The 22,912-nt window shown below is 63.9% G+C and carries 17 protein-coding genes; 1 reads left to right on the top strand and 16 read right to left on the bottom strand.

Annotation, left to right across the window (positions count from 1 at the left end; all coding sequences use genetic code 11):
- Positions 1-10: 10 nt before the first annotated feature.
- The 15 genes from OKW35_RS46605 to OKW35_RS46675 form a co-directional block, all read right to left on the bottom strand.
- The gene (locus tag OKW35_RS46605; RefSeq protein ID WP_429555603.1) at positions 11-1,186 is read right to left on the bottom strand and encodes an acetate/propionate family kinase; all 1,176 of its coding nucleotides are present in this window, start codon (positions 1,184-1,186) and stop codon (positions 11-13) included.
- Positions 1,187-1,190: 4 nt separating this feature from the next.
- Entirely contained in the window at positions 1,191-2,180 is a 990-nt protein-coding gene (locus OKW35_RS46610) for a phosphate acetyltransferase (protein ID WP_429555884.1), read from the bottom strand.
- A gap of 124 nt (positions 2,181-2,304) precedes the next feature.
- The gene (locus OKW35_RS46615) at positions 2,305-4,641 is read right to left on the bottom strand and encodes a DUF3141 domain-containing protein (protein ID WP_429555604.1); all 2,337 of its coding nucleotides are present in this window, start codon (positions 4,639-4,641) and stop codon (positions 2,305-2,307) included.
- A 178-nt stretch (positions 4,642-4,819) separates the two neighbouring features.
- Positions 4,820-5,419 carry a PqiC family protein gene (locus OKW35_RS46620; RefSeq protein WP_184061871.1) on the bottom strand — a complete coding sequence of 200 codons (600 nt, stop codon included), beginning with the start codon at positions 5,417-5,419 and terminating at the stop codon, positions 4,820-4,822.
- A complete protein-coding gene (locus OKW35_RS46625) occupies positions 5,416-7,029 on the bottom strand; it encodes an intermembrane transport protein PqiB (RefSeq protein ID WP_184061872.1) in 1,614 nt (537 codons plus the stop codon). Before OKW35_RS46625 ends, OKW35_RS46620 begins: the two co-directional genes overlap by 4 nt.
- On the bottom strand, positions 7,013-8,293 hold the full coding sequence (locus OKW35_RS46630; protein WP_184061873.1) for a paraquat-inducible protein A: 1,281 nt from the start codon (positions 8,291-8,293) through the stop codon (positions 7,013-7,015). The genes OKW35_RS46625 and OKW35_RS46630 overlap by 17 nt, the downstream gene beginning before the upstream one ends.
- Positions 8,290-9,804, bottom strand: a complete 1,515-nt coding sequence (locus tag OKW35_RS46635; protein ID WP_429555605.1) for an efflux transporter outer membrane subunit — start codon at positions 9,802-9,804, stop codon at positions 8,290-8,292. Before OKW35_RS46635 ends, OKW35_RS46630 begins: the two co-directional genes overlap by 4 nt.
- 1 nt (position 9,805) lies before the next feature.
- Positions 9,806-13,039, bottom strand: coding sequence for an efflux RND transporter permease subunit (locus OKW35_RS46640; protein ID WP_429555606.1), 3,234 nt, complete (start codon positions 13,037-13,039; stop codon positions 9,806-9,808).
- A 13-nt stretch (positions 13,040-13,052) separates the two neighbouring features.
- Positions 13,053-14,300 carry an efflux RND transporter periplasmic adaptor subunit gene (locus OKW35_RS46645; protein WP_429555607.1) on the bottom strand — a complete coding sequence of 416 codons (1,248 nt, stop codon included), beginning with the start codon at positions 14,298-14,300 and terminating at the stop codon, positions 13,053-13,055.
- Between the two features lie 16 nt (positions 14,301-14,316).
- Complete coding sequence (locus OKW35_RS46650; RefSeq protein WP_090808966.1) at positions 14,317-14,709, bottom strand: hypothetical protein; 393 nt, start codon at positions 14,707-14,709, stop codon at positions 14,317-14,319.
- Between the two features lie 216 nt (positions 14,710-14,925).
- Positions 14,926-15,312, bottom strand: a complete 387-nt coding sequence (locus OKW35_RS46655) for a response regulator transcription factor (RefSeq protein ID WP_184061877.1) — start codon at positions 15,310-15,312, stop codon at positions 14,926-14,928.
- A gap of 162 nt (positions 15,313-15,474) precedes the next feature.
- Positions 15,475-16,098 (bottom strand): response regulator transcription factor, encoded by a 624-nt coding sequence (locus OKW35_RS46660; protein WP_018424532.1) that lies wholly within the window; start codon positions 16,096-16,098, stop codon positions 15,475-15,477.
- The gene (locus OKW35_RS46665) at positions 16,095-17,555 is read right to left on the bottom strand and encodes a PAS domain-containing sensor histidine kinase (protein WP_429555608.1); all 1,461 of its coding nucleotides are present in this window, start codon (positions 17,553-17,555) and stop codon (positions 16,095-16,097) included. Before OKW35_RS46665 ends, OKW35_RS46660 begins: the two co-directional genes overlap by 4 nt.
- Before the next feature lie 942 nt (positions 17,556-18,497).
- Entirely contained in the window at positions 18,498-19,085 is a 588-nt protein-coding gene (locus OKW35_RS46670) for a BPSL1445 family SYLF domain-containing lipoprotein (protein ID WP_409259456.1), read from the bottom strand.
- 283 nt (positions 19,086-19,368) lie between these two features.
- Positions 19,369-20,049 (bottom strand): hypothetical protein, encoded by a 681-nt coding sequence (locus tag OKW35_RS46675; RefSeq protein ID WP_429493400.1) that lies wholly within the window; start codon positions 20,047-20,049, stop codon positions 19,369-19,371.
- A gap of 231 nt (positions 20,050-20,280) precedes the next feature.
- On the opposite strand from OKW35_RS46675, the gene ppk2 reads away from it, so the two are divergent.
- Complete coding sequence (ppk2, locus tag OKW35_RS46680; RefSeq protein WP_429403677.1) at positions 20,281-21,096, top strand: polyphosphate kinase 2; 816 nt, start codon at positions 20,281-20,283, stop codon at positions 21,094-21,096.
- Positions 21,097-21,123: 27 nt separating this feature from the next.
- Here the strand turns inward: ppk2 and OKW35_RS46685 are convergent, their stop codons facing one another.
- Positions 21,124-22,908 (bottom strand): acyl-CoA dehydrogenase family protein, encoded by a 1,785-nt coding sequence (locus tag OKW35_RS46685; protein WP_429555609.1) that lies wholly within the window; start codon positions 22,906-22,908, stop codon positions 21,124-21,126.
- Positions 22,909-22,912 lie beyond the last annotated feature (4 nt).

Consider the following 22,912-nt stretch of genomic DNA (forward strand, 5'->3'; position numbering starts at 1 on the left):
TGAAACTCCTCTATGGGGCGACAGCGCGCGTATGGCGGGCGATCATCAGTTCCTCGTTGGTGGGCACGACCCAGACCGGCAGCCTGCTCGAGGCGCGGGTGATCAGCGGGCCGCCCGCCCGATTGGCGGCTTCGTCGAGTTCGGCGCCGAGCCACGCGGCATCGCGCACGATGCGCTCGCGAATCGCGACGGCGTGCTCGCCGATGCCGGCCGTCAGCACCAGTGCGTCGAGACCTTGCATCGCCGCGGCGAGACTGCCGAGTTCGCGCCCGATGCGGTAGGTGTAGACGTCGATCGCAAAGCGGGCACGCGGGTCGTCGCTGTCGAGCAGCACGCGCATGTCGCCCGAGATGCCCGACATGCCGAGCAGCCCCGAGCCCTTGTAAATGAGGTCCGCGATCGACTGCGTATCCATCTTCAGCTCGTCGAGCAGATAGAGCATCACGCCGGGGTCGAGGCTGCCGCAACGCGTGCCCATCGGCAGGCCTTCCACCGCCGTGAAGCCCATCGTGCTCGCCACGCTCTTGCCCGCGACCATCGCGCACATGCTCGCGCCGTTGCCCAGATGCGCGACGACGGTGCGCCCCGCCGCCGCGGCCGGCGCGATCTCCGGCAGCACGCTCGCGATGTATTCGTATGAGAGCCCGTGAAAACCGTAGCGCCGCACGCCGCGGTCGGTAATCGACGGGGGCAGCGCATAGGCCTGCGCGGTCTCGGTCTGCGTGCGATGAAACGTGGTGTCGAAGCACGCGACCTGTGGAAGGTCGGGACGCAGCTGCGCGAGGATGCGGATCGGGGTCAGGTTATGCGGCTGATGCAGCGGCGCGAGCGGGCTCAGGCTGTCCAGCTGATCGATCACCTCGGAGGTCGCGAGGACGGGGCCGGCAAAGCGCTGCCCGCCGTGCACGACGCGATGCCCGACCGCCTTCAGTTGATTGCCGCCGCCGTGGTCGCGCAAAAAACCGCCCAGATATTCGATCGCGCCCTGATGGCCGAGCCGATGGCCATCGCCCCATTCGTGCGAGCTGGCATTACCGTCGCGGTCCGTCACGCGAAAACGCGGGCTCGTGTAGAGCGCTTCGATCTGACCGCGCAAAATGAGCTCGAGTTGCGCTTGTTGCGCGTCGAAGGCGCTGAACTTGAGGCTCGACGAACCTGCGTTCAATACGAGGATCACATCCGCCATGACGTCACCCGACCACCTTGCCGGCCTCGCGCCGTGCCTTGGCCACCAACGCGGCGACCGCGCACGACGCGAGACGCGTCGACAGAGAATCCGCGCGGCTCGTCAGAATGATCGGCACGCGCGCGCCGAGCACGATGCCCGCCGCGTCCGCGCCGGCGAGAAACGACAGGCTTTTCGCGAGCATGTTGCCCGCTTCGAGGTCCGGCACCATCAATACATTCGCGCGACCGGCCACCCGCGACTCGATCTGCTTGATGCGCATGGCTTCGATGCTGATCGCGTTGTCGAGTGCGAGCGGACCGTCGACGAGCCCGCCGGTGATCTGCCCGCGGTCCACCATCTTGCACAGCGCCGCCGCTTCCACCGTCGATGGAATTTTCGGATTGACGCTCTCGGTCGCGGACAGGATCGCCACGCGGACTTCGTCAAATTTCAGCGCATGCCCGAGATCGATCGCGTTCTGGAGGATGTCGACCTTCTCTTCGAGCGTCGGCAAGATGTTGATCGCGGCGTCGGTGATGATCAGCGCGTTCTCGTACCCGGGCACGTCCATCACGAAGCAATGGCTGATGCGCCGCTCGGTGCGCAGGCCGATGTCGCGGCGAATCACCTCGGCCATCAGCTCGTCCGTATGCAGGCTGCCTTTCATCAGGGCCTCCGCCTTGCCTTCGCGCACCAGTTGCACGGCTGCTGCCGCGGCGGCATGGCTATGCGGCGCATCGACGATCGTGAAGTTCGAAATGTCGATGCCGTGTTCGGCGGCAGTCGCTTCGATGCGCGCGCGCGGCCCGACCAGCAGCGGCGCGATCAGTCCCATCCCGGCTGCTTCGACCGCGCCATTGAGCGAACTCTGGTCGCACGGATGCGCGACCGCTGTCGGCATCGCCGGCAGCGTCCGGCAGAAATCGATCAGACGCTGATACTTCGCGTGCTTTTCCATCTGCGTATTCCTCGTGTGTACGGTGCGTTGGATTCGTGACGCGTGGCACGCCATGCTGACGGGAGCCGTGCACACGGGAGCCGTGCACACGGGAGCCGTGCATACGGGAGCCGTGCATACGGGCGCCGTGCGCACGGTTCCGTCACGCTTGCGTCCTGCCGCGCATCGCGCCAGTTGCTCACGTGCGAGTGGGGTCCGGCAAACGTGCGTTGCGCTTGCGGCTCACGCCCGAACCCAGCACCGCGCGGATGCGTTCGAACGCCTCCTTTTGCGCGGCGTCGGGCGCGGTGTTCAACACGCGCTCGTCGCTCGCCAGCTTGTCGAGCAGTTGTAGAAAGCGCTCGCGGTCCTCGCTGTGGGAAAGCAGCTTCGGCAGCGTGGCTATCGACTCGTCCGGTTCGAAGCTGACGATGATTTCCTGCTCGCCCCGGATCCGCCGCCAGTGATCGGGGCTGATGTCGGGCAGGTACTCCGCGTAACTTTCGGCGATCTCCTTGCGCATCTCCAGGCGCGCGAGCGGTAATGACCCGCCCTTGCGCGACAACAGATAGGCCGCGCGCGCGAGTGCCTCCGTGTAGCCGCCGTCGCCGATCGCCTGCAACGCCGTGCGCACGAACGGCAGCTCGCGCGGATCGATCGCGCCGGCTTGCGCGGCCACGCCATCGGCGGTCGGCTTGCTCAGATATGTCGCATACAGATTCGCGTACACGCTGAAGAAGCTGGCCTCGGTCCCCGCGTCGCGCATCGCGCGGTAATAGTCCAGCGACGCGCTGAACATTTGCGAGCCGTTGTGTTCGAGCTTGCTCCACGGGTTATCGGCGGCGGCCCGCTGGCGATTCTCACGAACCGACTGCGCGGCCGCCGGCAGCCAGCCAAGCCACGGGTTCATCGCGGACACGGCCCAGCGCTGCCAGCGCAGCGGATGAAACTGGCGCAGCAGGCGGGCGCTCGTTTCGTTCGACATCGCCCGCACGAACGGCTGCGCGAGCAGTTCATACATGCGCTGATTCAGATTGGACACCGCGGCGACCGCTTCGAACGGCTTTTCGTCGATGCGGCCGAAGCGGTTGAGATGCGCGGAAATCTCCTCGAGCCGCCGCTCATGAAATTCGACTTCGTATTCGATCTCCCCGGCCGCGTTGCTGGCCTCGTTGATGGTCATGCCGTAGAGTCCCGGCGGGAAGGTTTCGATGGTCTCGAGCACGGACATGATCTGCTTGTGCTCCTTCTTCGCGACTTTCCCGGACACGAAAATGCCCAGATGCCCAATGTTCTGGTGCGTCAGACCGACGATCACCTGGCCGCGCGACTTGATCTCCTCGGTGCTGCCGTAAAGGTCCGCCACCCAGTTGAACGCCTGTTGAGGCGGCGTGATGTTGTCCCCCATCGACGCGAACAGGATGATCGGCGAGCGGATTTCACGCAGATCGAAAGCCTGGCCGCTGCTGTTCGTCACTCCGCCGGACCACAGCTTGTTGCCGACGAACAGGTTGCGCGTGATCCATTCGATCTCCTCGCGATTCATCAGGTAGTAGCTGCCCCACCAGCGCTCGAATTCCAGAAAGCGTGGCGGCTCGGTATCGACGTTCGAGAACAGGTGGTAGTACTTGTCCCAGAACGTGTTGGCGGGATTCAGGTTCTCGAAGTTCTCCACCAGATACGCGCCGTCGAACTTGCCGTTGCCAAGATCCGCCGCGTACGACGCGAGCCACGCGCCGCCCAGCATGCCGCCCGCGTAACGCATCGGGTTGTCGCCCTCGCCTTCGCTCCAGGCCGCGCTCCAGTACGACATCGGCGCACCGTTGATGACGATCGGGCCGGTCTCCTCGGGGTCGGAGCTGGCGAGCATCATCGCCGCCCAGCCGCCCTGGCAATTGCCGATGATCGCGGGCTTCGGACTGTCGGGATGCAGCGCGCGCACCTTGCGCACGAATAGCTGCTCGGCGTTGCACACGTCGAGCAGGGTCTGACCGGGCTCGGGGTCGCGAAAGAACACCACGAAGTAGACGGGATAGCCCGCGCGCAGCGCGATGCCCGCCTGCGAATCGTCCTTGAAGCCGCCAATGCCGGGGCCGTGCCCCGCGCGCGGATCGATGATCAGATACGGGCGTTTGCGCACGTCCACGCCCACGCCTTCGAGCGGACGAAGTTGCAGCAGCGCATAGTTGACCGGCCGTTCGAACTTGCGGCCGTCCAGCACCATGTCGTACTCGAAATGCAGCACCGGCGTGGGACCGCTGACGCTGCGTTCGACGAACTCGTTGCCGCGCCGGTACAGCGTGTCCCAGAACAGCAGCGAGCGCTGCGCGGCATCTACCGTGTATTGCCACGCACTGAGCGGATCGAATGGCGCGGGCATCGCGCTTGCGGTCGGGGCGCCATCGTGATCGAGCCCCAGCGTTTCGGTGACCCGTTCATTCAGATGCCGCTGGGCGATTTGCGTGCGCTTCTGTAGCACGTGGGTGATTTTCGAGGCAATGTCCTGGCTTTGTGACAACAGCGTTTCAGCGTCCATCGGAAGACTCCTGAAAGGTGCGCGTCACGATCGGTGCCGAGGCACGCGCCGTGCATTGATTGAATCGTGGAGTTGGGCCAGAGCTCTAGCAATCGGACCAAGGTCTTATTATGCGCGCGACCCGGTGCAGCGCACGGGTTCGGGCGCGGCGCGTGTCGACGTGACGCAGCGCGACGTCTCATTGAACGGGTTTCGCCTGCACCGCTGCGGCGATATCGCGGCTCACCGAGGCGAGCGCGCGATCGTGGGCGGCGATGATCGGCTCGAATCCGGGACCGGATACGCTCTCGCGCGCAACCGAGCGGCCGGTGACGGCGCGGACCTTGCCGGGCGGCCGCACGGCCCACAGCACGTCGACGGTGACGTCGCGCCCCGGCACGGACTCGAAGCGCATCACGTCGATCCTCACGCGCCAGACGACGGACGGATCGCGTACCGCATCGAATACCGAAATCTGCTGCGAGTTCAGCAGCGCGCCGAGATCAGCCGCGATCACGCGGCCGATGTCGCCACCGAGCGGCTGCGCCCAGCGGTCGAATTCGTTGACCGCGACCTCGTTGTTAGCGATCCGCGTGACGATCTGCGGCCGGTCCACGATCTCGGGTATCGTGACCGGACCGATCACCGCCGCGATCGGCCGGCTCGCGCCGGTGCTGCTCAACGACTCGTCGGGGCTCAGCGTGTAGAAGTTCGTCGCCGGCGACTTGCAGGCGCCGAGCAGAGCGCCGGCGAGCGCGAGCATCAGGCCGGCCGCGAAGCGGCGCATCGCATCTGTCATGGCTTCCTGTCCTCGGACTTGCCGCGCACGAGCGATTCCGGATGCTGCGCCAGATAGTCGGCCAGCGTGCGCAGCGAGGCAGCGGTGCGAGTCAATTCACGCATTGCGTCCTCCGTCGATTGCTGCAGCGACGAGTCGGGCTGCAGCGCGGCATTCGCGGAATCGAGCGTCGATTGCGCGGACAGCAGCGTGTCGCGCGCTTTCGGCACGACCTGCGTGTTGAGCTGCCCGAGCATCGCGTTGGTGGTGCGCAGCGTCGAGCGCGCGTCCTTGCCGATATCCTCGAACGGTATGTTGTTGATCTTGGCGAGCAGTCGCGTGACCGATTCCTGCAGCGATTGCAGCGTGCGCGGAATCGCGGGCATTTCGGGCGGCGTCTTGCTCCAGTCGATCGACGCCTTCGGCGCGTCGGGGAAATAGTCGAGCGCGAGATACTGCTGGCCGGTCAGCAGATTGCCGGTTCTCAACTGGAAGCGGAAGCCGTGCTCGACCAGATAGTTCGCGAGACCGCGCGGGTCGTTGGTGAGGTGTCCGCCGGCGCCGTCGTTCTGATAGCGCGACGTGAACCGCTCCGGATAGAGATTGATCTCGACCGGACTGCTGAAGCGGCGGGTGTCCGGATCGAAGCGCGTGTAGATCGCCGTCACTTCGCCGATTTCGACGCCGCGGAAATCGACCGGCGCGCCAACTGTCAGACCGCGCACCGAATCCGCGAAGTTCACCACGTATTTGACGACGATGCGATCGTGCATCTTCATCGCGTCGGCGCGCGTGGTGTACAGCTCGAACCGGGTGCTGGTATCGGCGCTCGTCTCTACCTGTGAATCGGGCGGCGATTCGAACGCGATCCCGCCGATGATGATCGACACGATCGACTGCGTTTCGACGCGCAAGCCGCTGCTGTCGAACGACATGTCGACACCGCTGGCGTGCCAGAAGCGCGTGTCGGTTCTGACGAAGCGGTCATACGGCGCGTTGACGAAGACCTTCACCGTGACGCCGTGGCCGTCGGGGTCCAACTGGTACGACGCGACCTGGCCCACCTGAATTCTGCGGAAAAACACGGGCGTACCCACGTCGAGCGAGCCGAGTCCCGTGCCGTGCAACGTGTACTCGTGCCCCGGCACGTCGCTCGCGATCACGGGGGGCTCCTCGAGGCCGACGAAACCGCGGCGCGCTTTTGGCGAATTGCCGACGTCGACGTCGATATACGAGCCCGACAGCAGCGTGCCGAGCCCCGACACCGTACCGCCCGAAATGCGCGGACGCACGACCCAGAAGCGCGTGTTGTCGACGAGCAGGTCCGACACGTCGCGCGTCACCTCGGCCTTGGCCACCACGCGCTTGTGGTCCGGCGTCAGCGAGACCGCTTCGACCACGCCGATATCGACGTCCTTGAACTTGAGCTTCGTCTTGCCCGCTTCGAGACCGTCGCCGGTCTTGAAGCTGATGCTGATCTGCTCGCCGCGCTCCATCACCGCCTTCACCGCCAGCCAACCGCCGATCAGTATCGCCACGATCGGCACGAGCCAGACCAGTTGCATCCGCCAGCGCGAGCGCGGCACCGGCTCCGCGGCGGGCAGTTCGGGCTCTTCAGTCGGAGTGGACACGTTCGGTCTCCAAAGCGTCCCACATCAGGCGCGGATCGAACGCCATCGCGGCGAGCAAGGTCAGCACGACGACCGCGCCGAACGCGATCGCCGCCGGCCCCGCCTTGATCGTCGCCAGCGCCTGGAATTGCACCAGCGCGACCAGCATCGTGATCACGTAGATGTCGAGCATCGACCAGCGACCGATCAGCTCGATCAGGCGATAGATCCGCGTGCGCTGCCCGGGCAGCCATTGCCAACGAAGCTGGGTCGACAGCGCGAGATACCCGATGCCGAGAATCTTCAGCATCGGCACGACGATGCTCGCGATGAATACGAGCACGGCGAGCGGCCACGAGCCCGATACCCACAGATACACCACGCCGCTCAGGATCGTGTCCTTCTGCGTGCCGAACAGCGAACTCGTGTCCATCACGGGCAGCACGTTGGCCGGAATGTAGAGCACCATCGCGGCCACCAGATACGCCCACGTGCGCGACAGGCTCGCGGGCTTGCGCTGGTGCAACGGCGCCTTGCAGCGCGGACAGACGTGCTTGACCGCGCCGCTGGGCTGCTTGAGCAGCAGGCCGCATTCTTCGCACAGCACGAGCCCGTAGGCAGACGCCGTGATGGCGTTGCGGCGCACGCGGATCGGCGGCAACTGCCACGCCTGCGCGCCACGCGCTGCCGTGATGCGCGCCCACACCTCATGCGGATCGAAGGTCGCCGCCGCGGCCGCGAGCAGCAGCATCAGCGCGATGAACGACCACAGCGCAGTGCCCGGCACCACCTTGGCGATATGCGCGAGCTTGACCAGCGCGACCAGCAAGCCGAGGATCAGCACCTCGGTCATGCCCCACGGCCGCGCGAGCTGAAACAGACGAAAGCACTCGGCCGGCCGCCACGGCACGCGCCCGAAGCGCAGCGGCAGCAGCAGCCACAGCATCGCCGCGGTTTGCAGCACCGGCGTGACGATCGTCGTGAGGCCGACCAGCAAGGCGAGCGGCCACGAGCCGTGGCTGTACAGCATGCGCACCGAACCCGCGAGCGTCGTCTGCACGACATGGCCGTTCAGCGACAGACCGACGATCGGAAACACGTTCGAGATCACGAGCAGCACCGCGGACGCGCACGAGAACGCGAGCGCATACTCCGGCCCGTTCGAGCGTCCGCGCCTGAGCTCCGCGCGGCAACGCTGGCAGCGCAACGCATTGCCGGCGGCCGGCGGCGCGCCGAGTTGAAGCAGGTCGCACTCTTCGCACGCAATCAGCTCGTTGCCCGTCATCTCGCCTCCACTGCACCCGACGTTCCAGCCGGCGCGGGCGCGTTCTGCGAGACCGGCGCCATCGCCGGCGAGTTTTGCGGCGCGGGCGGCGGCGCCGTCAGTTTTTCCGCCTCGGCCACCCAGCCACCGCCCGTCGCCTTATAGAGCGTGACGTACGAGGTCAGCACCGCGCCTTGAGTTTGCGCATAGTTCAGTTGCGCGTTGAACAGGCTGCGCTCCGCATCGAGCACTTCGATGTAGCTCGTATAGCCGCCTTCGTAGCGCTGCCGCGCGAGGTGCGCATAGGTGTGCAGCGCCTCGACCTGGAGGTTTTGCGCATCGAGTGCCTGATGCGTCTTCTGCACGGAGATGAGCGCGTCCTCGACCTCCTGGAACGCTACCTGGATCGCCTTTTCGTACGAGTACAGCGATTCCTGCTGGCGCGCTTCGGCCTGGTGCACCTGGCCGGTGATGTTGCCCGCCGTGAAGATCGGCTGCGTGACGCTGCCGGCAAACGACCACACGCGCGCCGGGCCGGTGAACAGATTCGAGAACTGCGCGCTGACCGAACCGAACAGCCCGGTCAGCGAAATCGACGGGAAGTACAGCGCGCGCGCCGCCCCGATCAGCGCGTTTTGCGCGACCAGCGTCTGCTCGGCCTCCAGCAGGTCGGGACGGCGTTCGAGCAGATCGGACGGCAGCCCCTCGGGAATCGGCGGCGTGCCCATCTGCGACAGCTCACGGCCGCGCAGTATCGCGCCGGGATTCCTGCCGATCAACACCGACAATGCGTCTTCCTGCTGGGCGATCTGCGCTTCGAGCTGCGGAATCGTGACTTGCGCGGCTTGATACTCCGACTGGCTTTGCGCGAGTTCCATCTGCGAGACCTCGCCGTAGCGGAAGCGCGCCTCGAACACGCGCACCGATTCAGCGCGGCTTTGCACGGTCTCCTTCGCGATCGTTAGCTGCTGGTCCAGACTGCGCAGATTGATGTAGGCCGACGCGACCGAGCTCACCAGCGTCAGAATCGTGGCGCGGCGGCCCTCTTCGCTTGCGAGCAGATTCGCGCGTGCCGCCTCGGTTTCCCGGCGCACCTTGCCGAACAGATCGAGTTCCCAGGACACCGCCAGCGTCGCGTCGAACTGGTTGTAGACGGGGCTCACGCCCTTCGGCACCGGCACGCCTTCGTCCTGCGAGACCCGTTGACGCGACGCGTCGGCGCCTGCCGAAAGCTGCGGGAACAGTCCGGAGCGCGTGGTCACGAACTGCCCGCGAAACTCGTCGACCCGCGCGGCCGCGACCTTCACGTCGCGATTGTCCTGCAGCGCGGCGGCGATCAGCTGATCGAGCACCGGGTCCTGAAACTGCTCCCACCACACGGCGTTGGCGATGCCCGCGGCCTCGCCCTGGGCGAAACGATAAGTGGCCGGCACGTCGACCGCCGGGCGCTGGTAGTTGGGGCCTAGCAGGCATCCGCTCAGCGCGAGCAGCATGACGGATGCGAGCAAACGCGCCGGTGCAGTGCCGTGCATCTCATTCACCTTCCTGCGGCGCGGACGGCGCCTCGCTCGACGCACCGGGCCCCGGCACCGCCGAGGGTTCGCGTCCTGCGCCGCCGCTGGGCTCCACGCCCGGCGTCGGCTTTTTGCCACCCTTCGAGCGCGACGACATGGTTTCGAGCAGGTAATAGAACATCGGGATGAAGAATACGGCGATCGCCGTCGCGCCCAACATGCCGCCGATCACACCGGTGCCGATCGAATGACGGCTGTTGGCCGACGCGCCCGTCGCGATCGCGAGCGGCACGCAGCCGAGAATGAACGCGAGCGAGGTCATCACGATCGGGCGCAGCCGTTCTTCCGCCGCGGTCATCGTCGCGTCGAACACCGAGGCGCCGGTCTCGCGATTGAGCACCGCGAATTCGAAGATCAGGATCGCGTTCTTCGCGGCGAGCGCGACCAGCATCGTCAAACCGATCTGGAAGTAGACGTCGTTGGACAGGCCGCGCAGCATGATCGCGAGCAGCGCGCCGAACAGCGCGAACGGCACCGCCATCAGCACGCCGACCGGCAGCGACCACTTCTCGTACTGCGCGGCGAGGATCAGGAACACCATCACGAGACCGAATACGAAGACGAGCCCGGACGTGCCGCCCGACTGCCGTTCCTCGAATGCTTCGCCGCTCCATGCCACGTCGTAGCCTTCCGGCATCTGCGCGGCGATCTGTTCCAGCGTCGAGATCACCTGTCCGGAGCTGTAGCCCGGCGCGGCGTTCGCCGTGACCTTGATGGCCGGGAAATTATTGAATCGCGTGACGAGGTCCGGGCCCGTCGTAAAGCGGTAGCTTGCCACCGACTTGATCGGCACCATCGTGCCGTTCGTGCTGCGCACGAAGATCTGATCGAGATCAGTAGGCTTCAGGCGATACCGCGGCTCCGCCTGCAGGATCACCTGCCACAGCCGGCTCGAACGATTGAACTGCGATACGTACAGCGAGCCGAACATCGTCTGCATCGCGCTATAGACGTCTTCGACCGGCACGCCGAGCGTCTCCGACTTGTCGCGATCCACGTTGACCAGCAGTTGCCGCGACGCCGCATTGAACGTCATCGTGACGCCGGTCAACTCCTTGCGCGCCCGCGCTTTCTGCACGAACTGGTCGGTCACGCCCGCAAGCTGTGTGATGGTCGCGTCGCCCTTGCTCTGAATCCACACCTCCGTGCCGCCCGTCGTGCCGAGCCCCGGAATCGACGGTGGGTTGACCGGCAGAATAATGCCCTCCTGGACGTTCGCGAAGTGGCGATACGCGTCGAGCAGCACCTGGCGCGCGTTCTGCGTCGCGCGGTTGGCGCGCGTATAGCGTTCGTCGAAGCTCTTCAGACCGACGAAGAAGGTGCCGGCATTGTTCTTGTTCTGGCTGTCGAGCAGGCTGAAACCATCGACCGTGGTGATGCTGCCGACCGCCTCCTGTTTCATGAAATAGTCAGTGATGACTTGCGACACCTGGCCGGTGCGGTCGAGGCTAGCCGCGTCCGGCATGATGACCGCGCCGAGCAGATAACCCTGGTCTTCAGGCGGCAGGAACGCCGACGGAATCGAGCGCACCATCAGCACCGCCAGCGCGATCATCGCCGCGAAGAACACGAGCCCCATGACAAAGCGCTTGATGATGAGCTTGACCGCGCGTGTATAGCCCGACGTCATGCGGGCGAACTGATTGTCGAACCAGCGGAAAAAGCCCTTCTTCTCGTGGTGCGTGCTTTTCAGCAGCAACGCGGCGAGCGCCGGCGACAAGGTCAGTGCGACGATGCCGGACAGCACCACCGAGATCGCAATCGTGATCGCGAACTGCTTGTACATCTGGCCGGTGATGCCGCCGAGAAACGCGACCGGCACGAACACCGCGCACAGCACCAGCACGATCGCCACGACCGGGCCGGCGACTTCGTCCATCGCCTTCTTCGAGGCGTCTTTCGGTGACAGCTTGTACACCGTCATGTTGCGCTCGACGTTCTCGATCACGACGATCGCATCGTCGACGACGATACCGATCGCGAGCACCATGCCGAACAAGGTCAGCATGTTGATCGAAAAGCCCAGCAGCAGCATGAACATGCAGGTGCCGACGATCGACACCGGCACCGCGATGATCGGAATCAGCGTCGCGCGAAGGCTTTGCAGGAATACGAACACGACGATCACGACGAGCACCAGCGCTTCGAAGAACGTATGGATCACGTCCGAGATCGACGCTCGCGTGAACTCGGTCGTGTCCATCGCGATTTCGTAGGTCATGCCTTCCGGAAACGACTTCTTCAGTTCCGCGAGTGTCGTGCGCACCTGCTTCGCCACGTCGAGCGCGTTGGCGCCCGGCTGCTGATACACGGCGAGCACGGTGGCCGGCTTGCCCTGGAAGCGGCTGCGAATCGAGTAGTCTTTCTGGCCGAGCTCGGCGCGGCCGATGTCCTTGAGCCGCACGATCGCCGCGCCGCCGTTCGCGGCGCGCACGATGATGTTGTCGAACTGCGAAGGCTCGGCGAGGCGCCCCGTGGTCGTGACCGCGAACGATTGCTGGACCTCTCCGCTGGTCGGCGACTGTCCGATACTGCCCACCGCGAACTGCTGGTTCTGGTTCGCGACGACCCGTTGCACGTCGGCGGCCGTCACGCCGAGCTGCGCCATTCGGTCGGGCTTCAGCCAGATGCGCATCGCGTAGTCTGGATTGCCGAAAATACTCGACTGATTCGCGCCCGGAATCCGCTTGATCGCGTCAAGCACGTAGATGTTCGTAAAGTTCGCGATATACGTCGAATCGTAGCGGTTGGTGGGCGAATAGATCGCGATCACCATCATGAACGCTTGTGACTTTTTCTGTACCTGAATGCCCTGCGCCTGGACCGATTGCGGCAGTTGCGGCAGCGCGAGATTCACGCGGTTCTGCACGTCGACCTGGGCCAGTTCGGGGTTCGTGCCGATCTGGAAGTACACGTTGAGCGTCATACTGCCGGTCGACGAACTCGACGAGTTCATGTAGATCATGTTGTCCGCGCCATTGACCTGCTGCTCGATCGGTGCGGCGACATTGTTCGCGACGACCTCGGCGCTGGCGCCCGGATAGGTGGCGGACACCGTGATTTGCGGCGGCGTGATGTCGGGATACTGCGCGACCGGCAGCGAGAACATCGCCAATGCGCCGCCGAGCGTGATGACGATCGAAATGACCGACGCGAAAATCGGCCGATCGATGCAGTAGCGCGAAATGTTCATGGCGACTGCCCCGTCACTCGGCGGCGGGCGCTGCCGCGGCGCCTTGCGATGCAGCGGTCGCCACCGCCGCCTGGCTTTTCCCGCCGGCCGCCAGGGTTTTGATGATTTTCAGCTGCGAATCCGCGGTAACGCGCAGCGCGCCGTCCACGACGATGCGCTCGCCCGCCTTGAGTCCGTCGGAAACAAACCAGTTATCGCCCTGCCAGTCGCCGACTTCGACGACGCGCTGATGCGCCTTCGAGTCGCTATCGACGACCCACACGAAGTTGCTCTTCGCGCCCTGCAACACCGCGCGCTGCGGCACGAGCGTCGCATTGGGCCGGATCGCGCCGGAAACGCGGGCCCGCACGAACTGGCCGGGGCGCAAGATGCCCTTCGGGTTTTCGAAGGTCGCGCGCACGAGGAAGGTTCCCGTTTCGGTATTGAACGCCGGGTTCGCGAAGTTGATCTGGCCTTGCTCGGCATAGGGCGAGCCATCGGCGAGAATCAGATGCACGGAGAAATCGTCGTGCGCGGGAAATCGCAGACGTCCTGCCGCGATGTCATCCCGGTACTTCAGCATCTCGTTCTCGGAGATGCTGAAGTTCACCCACATCGGATCGAGCTGGTACACGTAGGTCAGCAAACCGTTCGAGGTCGCCGTCACGTAGCTGCCATCCTGCAGACGCGCGAAGCTCGACAGGCCGTTCAGCGGAGACTTGATCGTCGTGTAGCCGAGGTTCAGCAGTGCGGTGTCGACTTCGCCCTGGGCGGCGATCACCGCGGCGGCGCTCTGCTTCTCGTTGCCGACCGCGTCGTCGAGATCCTTCTTGCTCAACGCGTTCTGCGCCGCCAACGGCACCACGCGCGCGAGATTGGCCTTGGCGACTTCGAGACGCGCCTGCTGCTGGGCCAGTTGCCCTTTCGCGGTCCGCAGCGCGGCCTCGAACGGCTTGCGGTCCATCTGGAACATCGTTTGTCCCGTCTTGACCAACGCGCCTTCGGTGTACATGCGCTTGTCGAGGAAGCCGTCCACCCGCGAGCGGATCTCGACTTCACGCGAACTCTGCGTTTGCGCGGTAAATTCGAAGTCGACCGGCGTGTCCTGTTGCGTCACGGTCATCACGGTCACTTCCGGCGCGGCGGCGACCGGCGGCGGTGGCGCCTTCTTGCACGACGCGAGCAACGTGAGCAGCGTCAGCGCCGCGACGACGGCGAGCAATGGCAGAGCGCCGCGAGAATCCGGCCGCGGCGAGACCAGGGACACGGGTACGGTTTTCATCGCGCACTCCGCCTGATCACAAAGGCGTGCAGTTGCCGAACAGCACGAAGGCATCGTTTCTGTTCGCGATCGTCAGCGTCATCTCGCCGTCCGTCGAATCGACGACCAGCGTCCAGCCAAAGCCCAACTCATTGCCGAGGATCAGGAGCTGATCCGCCTCCTTGGTGACCGACAGCATCGGCGTCGTGCGCGCGGGACCGACGACCGCGCGTTTGTCGAAATCGAGAGTCAGGAATTTCGGCAGACCGAGATCCGCGGGCAACGCGCGCGTGCAGGCGATGCCCGGATCGCAGGCGTGCGCGTCGATCGTCGCGCAGATCAGCCGCTTGCTGCCGTCGAAGTCCGCCGCGCCCACCTGCATCGCAGCGGTACCGAGAAGAATCGCGAGACAAACCGAAATTGACTTCATTACGTGCGCTCCCGCTTTTATCCTTGAACGCTGCCGCACTCCGCGCGGCGCATCGCACGCGCAAAGGCACGCACGCGCCGCAACCTGCCCGGTTTCGAATTCGGTGCGGCGCAGCCGGTGTTCGGTTCGACGCGTTGACTGAGTTCAGTTTGGTGGTCCGAAGAAACGGCGACAATCGGACCTTGGTCTCATATCATCCGGCGCGAAGACGCGCCTTCAGGGTGTCGGCGGACCGCCGATGGCCACCTCGACCGCCTTGAACAGAATCGCGCTGGTGAAAGGCTTGCGCAGATACGCGGCCGCACCGGCCGCGAGCGCGCTCTGGCGGACGGAGAGATCGTCATAGGCGGTAATCACGATGACCGGCACGCCCATTTGCGCGAGCTGACGCTGGACTTCCAGGCCGTTGGTTCCCGGCATCTGGACATCCAGAATCACGCAGGCAGGCCGATACGACGGAATTGCCACAAGCGCATTCAAGAACTCGTCACCGCTGCAAAACGTCTCCGCCCTGATACCTTCGGAATGCAGCAAACGCTTGATGGCTCGGCAGACCGACTCGTCATCGTCGACCACCGCAACGAATTGGTTAGGGTTGACCATATGACAGCGCGAACGCGCAGTCGCTCCGGAAAGTGGACCACTGATGCCTTAGCGTACTGGTTGAAACCCCGATGAGATATAAGACTTTGGTCCACTAGCGGTGTCGGCCAGCGCCGCTGAAAGTGGCGGCGCAACGCGGGAGTCGGCGCCTGGTTCGGGCGATTATTCTTCGTCGGCCGTACAAACGCCGCCCTTTCGCACCAGATGAACGAGGTCGACGATCGATCGGGCCTTCATCTTCTCCATCACGCGGGCCCGATGAATCTTGATCGTTTTTTCGGCCGCGCCCAGATCGCTCGCAACCTGTTTGTTCAGGCGGCCAGTCACGACGAGTTCCATGACTTCGCGTTCGCGGCGGGTCAGATGCCGCATCCGCTCTTCTATTTCCTCGCGTTCGTGGCGCCGCCTGCTTTCCACACACGCGCGCGCGAGCGCGCGATCCACCGCGGCGAGCAACAGCGAGTCGCGCACCGGCTTGGGCAGAAAGTCGACCGCTCCGCCTTTCATCGCGTCGACGCTCGAGCCGATGTCGCCGTGCCCGGTCAGGAATACGATCGGCAGCAGCTGATCGAGCTTGCGCTGCACTTCGAGTCCCGTCATGCCCGGCATCTGCAGATCGAGAACGAGGCAGGCTGGCATGCTCGTCAGATCGGCTCGTTCGAGAAAGGCCTCAGGACTGTCGAAGCATTCGACCTGGTAGCCGGAGGCGCGCAGCAAGCGGGCGAGCGCGCTGCGCACGCTGTCGTCGTCGTCGACGATGAAGACGCGAGTGTTGGTCTGGTTCATGATGATCGGGGCACGAGTCTCTGTCGGATATCGGTCGCGACCGGAAGCGTGACGTGAAACGATGCCCCTTTGCCCTCGTTGTTTTCCGCCCACAGCCGGCCGCGGTGCGCCGTGACGATCGTGCGGCTGATCGAAAGACCCAGTCCGAGCCCCTGCGGTTTGGTGGTGAAAAATGGCCGGAAAATCCTTTCCATGCTGTCGACGTCGAGGCCCTGGCCGCGATCTTTTACCGTTATCCGTATCAGTCCGTCCGCTTCCTCACGCGCTGTCGTTTCGACGAGGCGGTCCGCGGCAGGGCAATCCTTGACCGCGTCGAAAGCGTTGAGCAGCAGGTTCAGGATCACCTGCTGAAGCTGAACCTTGTCGCCGCAAATCAGCGCCAGATTGTTCGGAATGTCGAAGCTCGTGCGCACGCTGCGCGTCAACGCATCGCTGTGCACGAGCGTCGCGATGTCGCGCACGACGTTGCCGACGTCCAGCAACTGCAACTCGACATCGCCTTTGCGCACCAATGCGCGAATCCTTTGCAGCACCTCGTTCGCGCGGCAATTGTCGGCCACGATGTCTTCGAGCGCTTCGCGCAGCTCCACTACGTTGGTCGTCTCCGCATCCATGAATTTGCGTGCGGCTTGCGCGTTGAACAGGATCGCGGTAAGCGGCTGCTTCAACTCGTGCGCGAGCGATCCGGCGAGTTCGCCCAATGAAGAAACGCGCGCGAGATGCGCGAGATCCCTCGTATTTCCATCGACTTCGCCGCACGCACTGCAATCCGATATCGCGGTGATCCGCAAGTCCTGATTGTGCACGCGGCATCGCGTGGTTTCCGCCTCCGCGTGAAAGCCGCCGCCATCGCGCCGCCGCGCGATCAGAATCTGCGTGGTCGTGACGCCGGGGATTTGTATCTTCGCGCCACGATTGCCTGGGCCCGACCGATCGGCATTGATGCCGTCGATCGGAAACAGCTTGGCGGTCGGCGCGCCGATCAGCTCTTCCCTCGTGTAGCCGAACAGTTGCGCCGCCCGCGCGTTCGCGAAGATGATCTGGTCCCGCTGGTCGACCGTGACGATCGGAACCGGCAACATTTCGAGCGTCTCGCACAGCGGCATGCTCGCGTCGAGGATGCGCCGCGTGCTGCTATCGCCTTCGCCTCGCAGCCACGACGCGCAAGCGGCGACATAGCGCCGCCATGCCGGCAACACGTACGGCGGCTCGTGGGTATCGCGGGTACTCTGTCGGCTCGACACGCCGGGGATATTGCGAGCGTGCTGAAACCGGTGATGCCTGGGTGAAAACTGTCTGGAACGGTCGTGCCCGGATAGTGGAGGACCGTCGTTGCGCGCATTGTCGATCTGTGACGGGCCGCATTGACCCATGTGGCGCGGTTGCGCGTGCAGCGCCGTGAGAATTCCCGCTACCCCGATCGCCAGGTGTCTGCCGTACACGATCAGATTAATCATTGGCACCTCCGGGTCCAGTGCGAACGGATTCCGTACAACTGCGACGTCTTTATCTTTGGGCTTCGAACCGCATAATTGACTTCACAATCGGTACTTCGCACGCCTGGTGGCTGGAAGTCAGTATAGGCTATCCAGAATCACTTACCGAAGAGTTACCTTAATTTATGCCGCTTACTCGGGAAACTACTCAATAGTGTTCTGCGTTGTCCGCCATCAATGGGAAAATGGCGACAGAGTTTGTTAGGCAGTTAATTATTGCCGGGCGGGACAGTGTCCGTGCCGTCCGTTTGCAAGCACAGGAAAGTTAGCAAACTGGCAACGTCGCCGTAGAGCCGCAATGTTCCCCTGCGCCGTGACGGATTTGCACTAGCCCGTGAAGCCCGGCGAGATAGCGCTTTCAGATGGAAACTTCCAACCGTAAAGCTTTCATGCATCGCGAATCACAGAGTCAGCGGGTATAGCCAACGCTAATTCTCCAATTTAATTAATTTGCCGGCGATATTTCTTGACGCAAGTCAACGCTTTTATCGCCCGCTATTCCAGTGCGAATCATTTGCATTCATTGATCACAAAAAAATAAAATTATGCCCGGCAGATGACTAAACGCAGCACCGCGGCGAGAACGCGTGTTTCGGCTTCGTCTTTTCTACCGGTATTGAATAATCAGGAAGGTCAGTGCAGATTACAGGCAGCGTCGCTGCGAGTCGCGAGCGCATCTGGCTCGCAGCATTTCGTGGGAACAACGGGAGGGATGATAGGGAGGCTAAGTGGGGTGAGTCCGCCAAAAACTATCCGCTGCGCGTCGCCGTGCCAAGGCGCGCGTAGCGTGTTGCGCGGCCTCGCAGTAACGAAACCGCGCAACACGCGATAGACGCGATAGACGCGCCACCGTGTGACAGCGCCATGACGATTCGATCGAATGCCGCAGCTTGCCGCGCCCTGTTACAGATTCATGCGCGTAACCTTGGTGCCGGCCAGCGACAGGTCGGCCATCAAGCCCGTATTGGTCAAGACCATCGCGACGACCTCGGCGGTCGCCGACGTGGTATCGATCGCGCCGGTAGCGCCGACTTTCAGCAGTGAAACCGAAGCATCGACGCCCGCCGACCAGCCCTTCGCGTTGCGGAACTTCTCGAGCGAATCTTTCGTCATGAACAGGAAGAACACGGCGGTCGACTGCGCGCCGGCCTGCAATCCGAACGATGCCGCGGTGGTACTGTAATAGCCCACCGTCGCTCCCCCGACGCGCAATGCCCCTTCACCGTACTCGCCACCGACGATGAACGCCGCCTTCCTCACCGAAGGAAACACGAGCACGCCCTGCGCCTTCGATACGAGCTCGTGCGAGCCTTGCACCGTATCGAACAATTTCGACAGCGCACCGTTCACGGCCGCGTCGATCTCCTGCCGTTTGGCGGCGTCGGTAGTGGCGCTCTGGCCACTGCCTCCGGTCGTCGTGCAACCCGCCAAAGCCAGACTCGCGGCCATGGATGTAAGCGCGAGCGTGTGCACAAAGTTCCGTCTGTTCACTATCGACTCCGTTCTGGTTACGATCCGAGTCGCCAGTCCTGATGGCTGGAAGCCTCGATCTTTTTTCTCCGCCGTGAAGCGGCATAGCCGCCCAAGGAACCATCAATGCCATCGCCGCGCGTCGATTTTCTTCGGTATTCGGATGCGACGACTACAACGCTTGCAGATACATGATGTCACGCTGAAACCGCTGCGGAATCGGACCTTGGTCTTACAGGAAGCGCGGTGTCGATGATGAATGAAACGCGAAGCCAGCGAAGCTGATTGGCGGGGCCGACCTCGATCATCCGCCGAGCGCGATGATCGCCACGGTGAGCAGGACGCCGACCGCCGCCATCGCAAGGCCGGCCTGCCAGCCGCGAAATCCCGCGTAATGCCCCAGCGCCATGCCGCTGCCGAATAACATCGCGATAGTCAAGACACGGGAGACGATCAGCGCCGTCGGAACGTTCGCGAAAAGCACGAAGGGCAACGCGACCGGGAATGTTGCGGCTACGACGAGCACAAAGATAGCCGCGGCGGCGGTGAAATCGTCGCGCACGAATACTGCTCGCTGCGGCAGATCCGGCCGCGCCGCAACACGCCTGCGGATGGACTCGAGCTCCGTATCGCCGATCAACGGTCTGAGCCACGCGGCCATTGCGTCTCGAAGCGTCCGAACGCCCGCGGCCGCATTCGGCTGGCCTCGCACGGAATGCGCAAGCGTCACACGCCTGCCGCGAGCCACCAGCGTACGCACGAGGAACATCACCGCGTCCGCGAGGCCCCATGCGAGATTGCAGCCGAGCGCGGTGTAGAACATCTTGTGCCCCGCGTCGGCACCCGCGCCGACGGCCGAGACGGTGCCGACGAACGTCAGCGCCATGAAGAGGCCGAAACATGACTCGCACACTCGATCGACGACATCGAGAACCGGCTCCCTATCGCCGAAGTTTTCCTGCTCCGTGTGACCCGTGGCATCCATGAGGCCTCCCGTGGCGATGACGTGAACCGAGCCCGCCCTTTGCCGGCATACGGATGAGGCGCGACGAGGACAGTCGGATCGGGCAGGCGCGAGCAGACGCCCGCATCATACTGCGCGCCCTGTACCGGCGATATTGGACCAAGGTCGTATGGCCCTGCTTCGCGTCGCGCTCTACCGTGGGAATGGATCATTGCGTAGTACGCTGGAACAGTCCGCGCTGGGGAGAAGATAATGGCCAAAACGAAGTCGGAAAACGAGCAGCCCGAGCAAGACAGGGCGCTGTCGTACAAGGAATATCGCAAGGCGCTTTTCGATCTGCATGTGGAGCTCGTCAAGCTGCAGGAATGGGTCGTGCAAACGGGAAGCAAGGTCTGTATCGTCTTCGAGGGACGTGACGGCGCGGGCAAAGGCGGCACGATCAAGGCGATGACCGAGCGCGTCAGTCCGCGCGTCTTCCGCGTCGTTGCATTGCCCGCGCCTAGCGAACGTGAAAAAAGCCAGATGTATGTGCAGCGCTACGTGCCGCACTTGCCGGCCGCGGGCGAGGTCGTCATTTTCGACCGCAGCTGGTACAACCGCGCGGGCGTCGAGCGCGTGATGGGTTTCTGCTCCGAGGCGGACGTGCAGACGTTCTTCAAGGCCGTGCCGCTCGTCGAGCGGGCGATCGTCGAATCCGGGGTCATCCTCCTCAAGTACTGGCTCGAGGTCAGCCCCGAGGAACAGACCCGACGTCTCGAGGCACGCATCCACGACGGCCGCAAGACCTGGAAACTGACCGAGATGGACCTGAAATCCTATAGCCGATGGTATGACTACTCGCGTGCCCGCGATGAGATGCTCGCGGCGTCGGACACCGACTATGCTTCGTGGTTCATAGCGAATTCAAACGACAAGCGGCGCGCGCGACTGAACATCATCAGCGACATGCTTCAGAGGATTCCGTACAAGCAGCCCGCCCGCAAGAAGGTCTCGCTGCCGAAACGGCAAAAGCCCGACGGATACAAGGAACCAGACTATCCGTTTAAATACGTGGCCGAGCGGTATTGATCAGGCAGGTGTTGCTCAAGCTGACTTTCAAACATACGGCAGCGTTGCCTCGCAACCGGCTTCAACGAGGCTGCGGCGATAAGCGAAGGCCGCGAGCGGGTAGTCGAAGAAGAAGCGGCCCGTCTCCCGCTTCTCCACATAGAACGTTTCCGCCTCGCATTGCGGCGTCGCAATTCGCAGCGTGCGCGCCCATGCGAACGCCAGCAGCATCCAGCCAAGCATCGCGAGATAGTCGTCCGCGACCCGGTATGCCGTCTCCGGGTCTTGCGCGTGGCGTGCCTTGATCGACCGTGTCGTGCTCTCCACTGTCTTTGCGAGCTCTGCGAGCTTCGCGCCGGCCGCACGAACCGGCGGATCGGACTCCTGACACAGCCGCGCTTCCGCGCGCACGTGGCGAAGCAGCACATCGAACGCCACCGCCCCATCGGGCAGCACCTTCCGAATCAGCAGATCGATCGCCTGAATTTCGTTGGTGCCTTCGTACAACATCGACACGCGACTATCGCGCAACGTCTGTTCAATGCCGTACTCGTGGATGTAGCCGTAGCCGCCGAACACCTGCAGCGCGTTCGATGCAGCGCCAAAACCGTTGGCCGTAAAAAACGCCTTTGCAATCGGAGTCAACAGCGATGCGAGCTGCGCCGCCTGTTCCCGTTCGGCGGCATCGGCATGACGTGCGGCGATGTCGAGCCAATGCGCGGTCCAGTAACCGATCGCGCGCTCGCCTTCGACGATCGCGCGCAGCTCCATCAGAATCCGCCGCATGGCCGGATGAAACGCAATCGGCGCAGCCTTCCCCGGTGCGACGTTCGCACCGGGCGGCACGCTCACTGCACGCATCTGCGCGCGTTCCTGCGCGTAAGCGTGCGCGCGTTGCCACGCGGTGTGCGCATGCCCGAGGCCCTGCATCGCAACCTGCAGCCGCGCCGCGTTCATCATCACGAACAGGCACGCGAGACCGCGATGCGCTTCACCGACGAGCCAGCCGAATGCGCGTTCGAAGCGCATCGTGCAGGTCGGGCTGCCTTTCAGGCCCATTTTCTTTTCGATGCCTTCGCAATAGACACCATTGTACGAACGCCCACCGTCGCCGTCTTCCAGCCATTCCGGCACGACGAACAGCGACAACCCTTTCGTGCCGGGCGGCGCATCGGGCACTCGAGCGAGCACCAGATGAACGATGTTCTCCGTCAGATCGTGCGCGCCGCCGCTGATAAAGATCTTGCTGCCGTCGATGAAATACCCGTCGGTGCCCGGTGCTTCAGTCGCGCGCGAACGGATCAGGCCGACATCGCTGCCGGCCTGGGGCTCGGTCAGACACATTGTCGTCAGCCACTCACCACTCGCGACTTTCGGCAGCAATGCCTTTTTCACGCGTTCGCTGCCATACGTCTGCAAGCATGCCGTCGCGCCGTGCGTGAGCCCGGGCGACATCAACCATGCATGGTTGGCGCCCGCGAGCATTTCCTGAAGTGCGACGTCGAGAAGCTGCGGCAGGCCCTGTCCGCCGTGCCCGGTGTCGAGCGATAATGTCGGCCAACCCGCTTCGACGAATTCCGCGTAGGACTCGCGAAAGCCCGCGGGCGTCGTCACCTTGCCCGCGTCGAAACGACATCCTTCGAGATCGGCGCTCGCGTTGAGCGGCGCGATGCGCTCCTCGACGAAACGCGCCGCTTCCTCGAGCACCTGCTGCGCGGTCTGCGAGTCGAGGTCTTGCCAGTCGGGCACGTCGCGCCACCACGAAGCGGCGTCGAGCCACTCGTCCATCACGAAGCGCATGTCGCGTAGCGGCGCCTGATAAGTCAACGTCATTTGT

Origin of the sequence: Paraburkholderia sp. MM5477-R1 (assembly GCF_050436385.1) — a bacterium.
Classification (GTDB): domain Bacteria; phylum Pseudomonadota; class Gammaproteobacteria; order Burkholderiales; family Burkholderiaceae; genus Paraburkholderia; species Paraburkholderia tuberum.

Bases quoted from the DNA above. Each gene is read 5' to 3' on its own strand.
- OKW35_RS46605 (WP_429555603.1), bottom strand. From the start codon at position 1,186: ATGGCGGATGTGATCCTCGTATTGAACGCAGGTTCGTCGAGCCTCAAG.
- OKW35_RS46610 (WP_429555884.1), bottom strand. From the start codon at position 2,180: ATGGCGTGCCACGCGTCACGAATCCAACGCACCGTACACACGAGGAAT.
- OKW35_RS46615 (WP_429555604.1), bottom strand. From the start codon at position 4,641: ATGGACGCTGAAACGCTGTTGTCACAAAGCCAGGACATTGCCTCGAAA.
- OKW35_RS46620 (WP_184061871.1), bottom strand. From the start codon at position 5,419: ATGACAGATGCGATGCGCCGCTTCGCGGCCGGCCTGATGCTCGCGCTC.
- OKW35_RS46630 (WP_184061873.1), bottom strand. From the start codon at position 8,293: ATGACGGGCAACGAGCTGATTGCGTGCGAAGAGTGCGACCTGCTTCAA.
- OKW35_RS46635 (WP_429555605.1), bottom strand. From the start codon at position 9,804: ATGCACGGCACTGCACCGGCGCGTTTGCTCGCATCCGTCATGCTGCTC.
- OKW35_RS46640 (WP_429555606.1), bottom strand. From the start codon at position 13,039: ATGAACATTTCGCGCTACTGCATCGATCGGCCGATTTTCGCGTCGGTC.
- OKW35_RS46645 (WP_429555607.1), bottom strand. From the start codon at position 14,300: ATGAAAACCGTACCCGTGTCCCTGGTCTCGCCGCGGCCGGATTCTCGC.
- OKW35_RS46650 (WP_090808966.1), bottom strand. From the start codon at position 14,709: ATGAAGTCAATTTCGGTTTGTCTCGCGATTCTTCTCGGTACCGCTGCG.
- OKW35_RS46655 (WP_184061877.1), bottom strand. From the start codon at position 15,312: ATGGTCAACCCTAACCAATTCGTTGCGGTGGTCGACGATGACGAGTCG.
- OKW35_RS46660 (WP_018424532.1), bottom strand. From the start codon at position 16,098: ATGAACCAGACCAACACTCGCGTCTTCATCGTCGACGACGACGACAGC.
- OKW35_RS46665 (WP_429555608.1), bottom strand. From the start codon at position 17,555: ATGATTAATCTGATCGTGTACGGCAGACACCTGGCGATCGGGGTAGCG.
- OKW35_RS46675 (WP_429493400.1), bottom strand. From the start codon at position 20,049: ATGGATGCCACGGGTCACACGGAGCAGGAAAACTTCGGCGATAGGGAG.
- ppk2 (WP_429403677.1), top strand. From the start codon at position 20,281: ATGGCCAAAACGAAGTCGGAAAACGAGCAGCCCGAGCAAGACAGGGCG.
- OKW35_RS46685 (WP_429555609.1), bottom strand. From the start codon at position 22,908: ATGACGTTGACTTATCAGGCGCCGCTACGCGACATGCGCTTCGTGATG.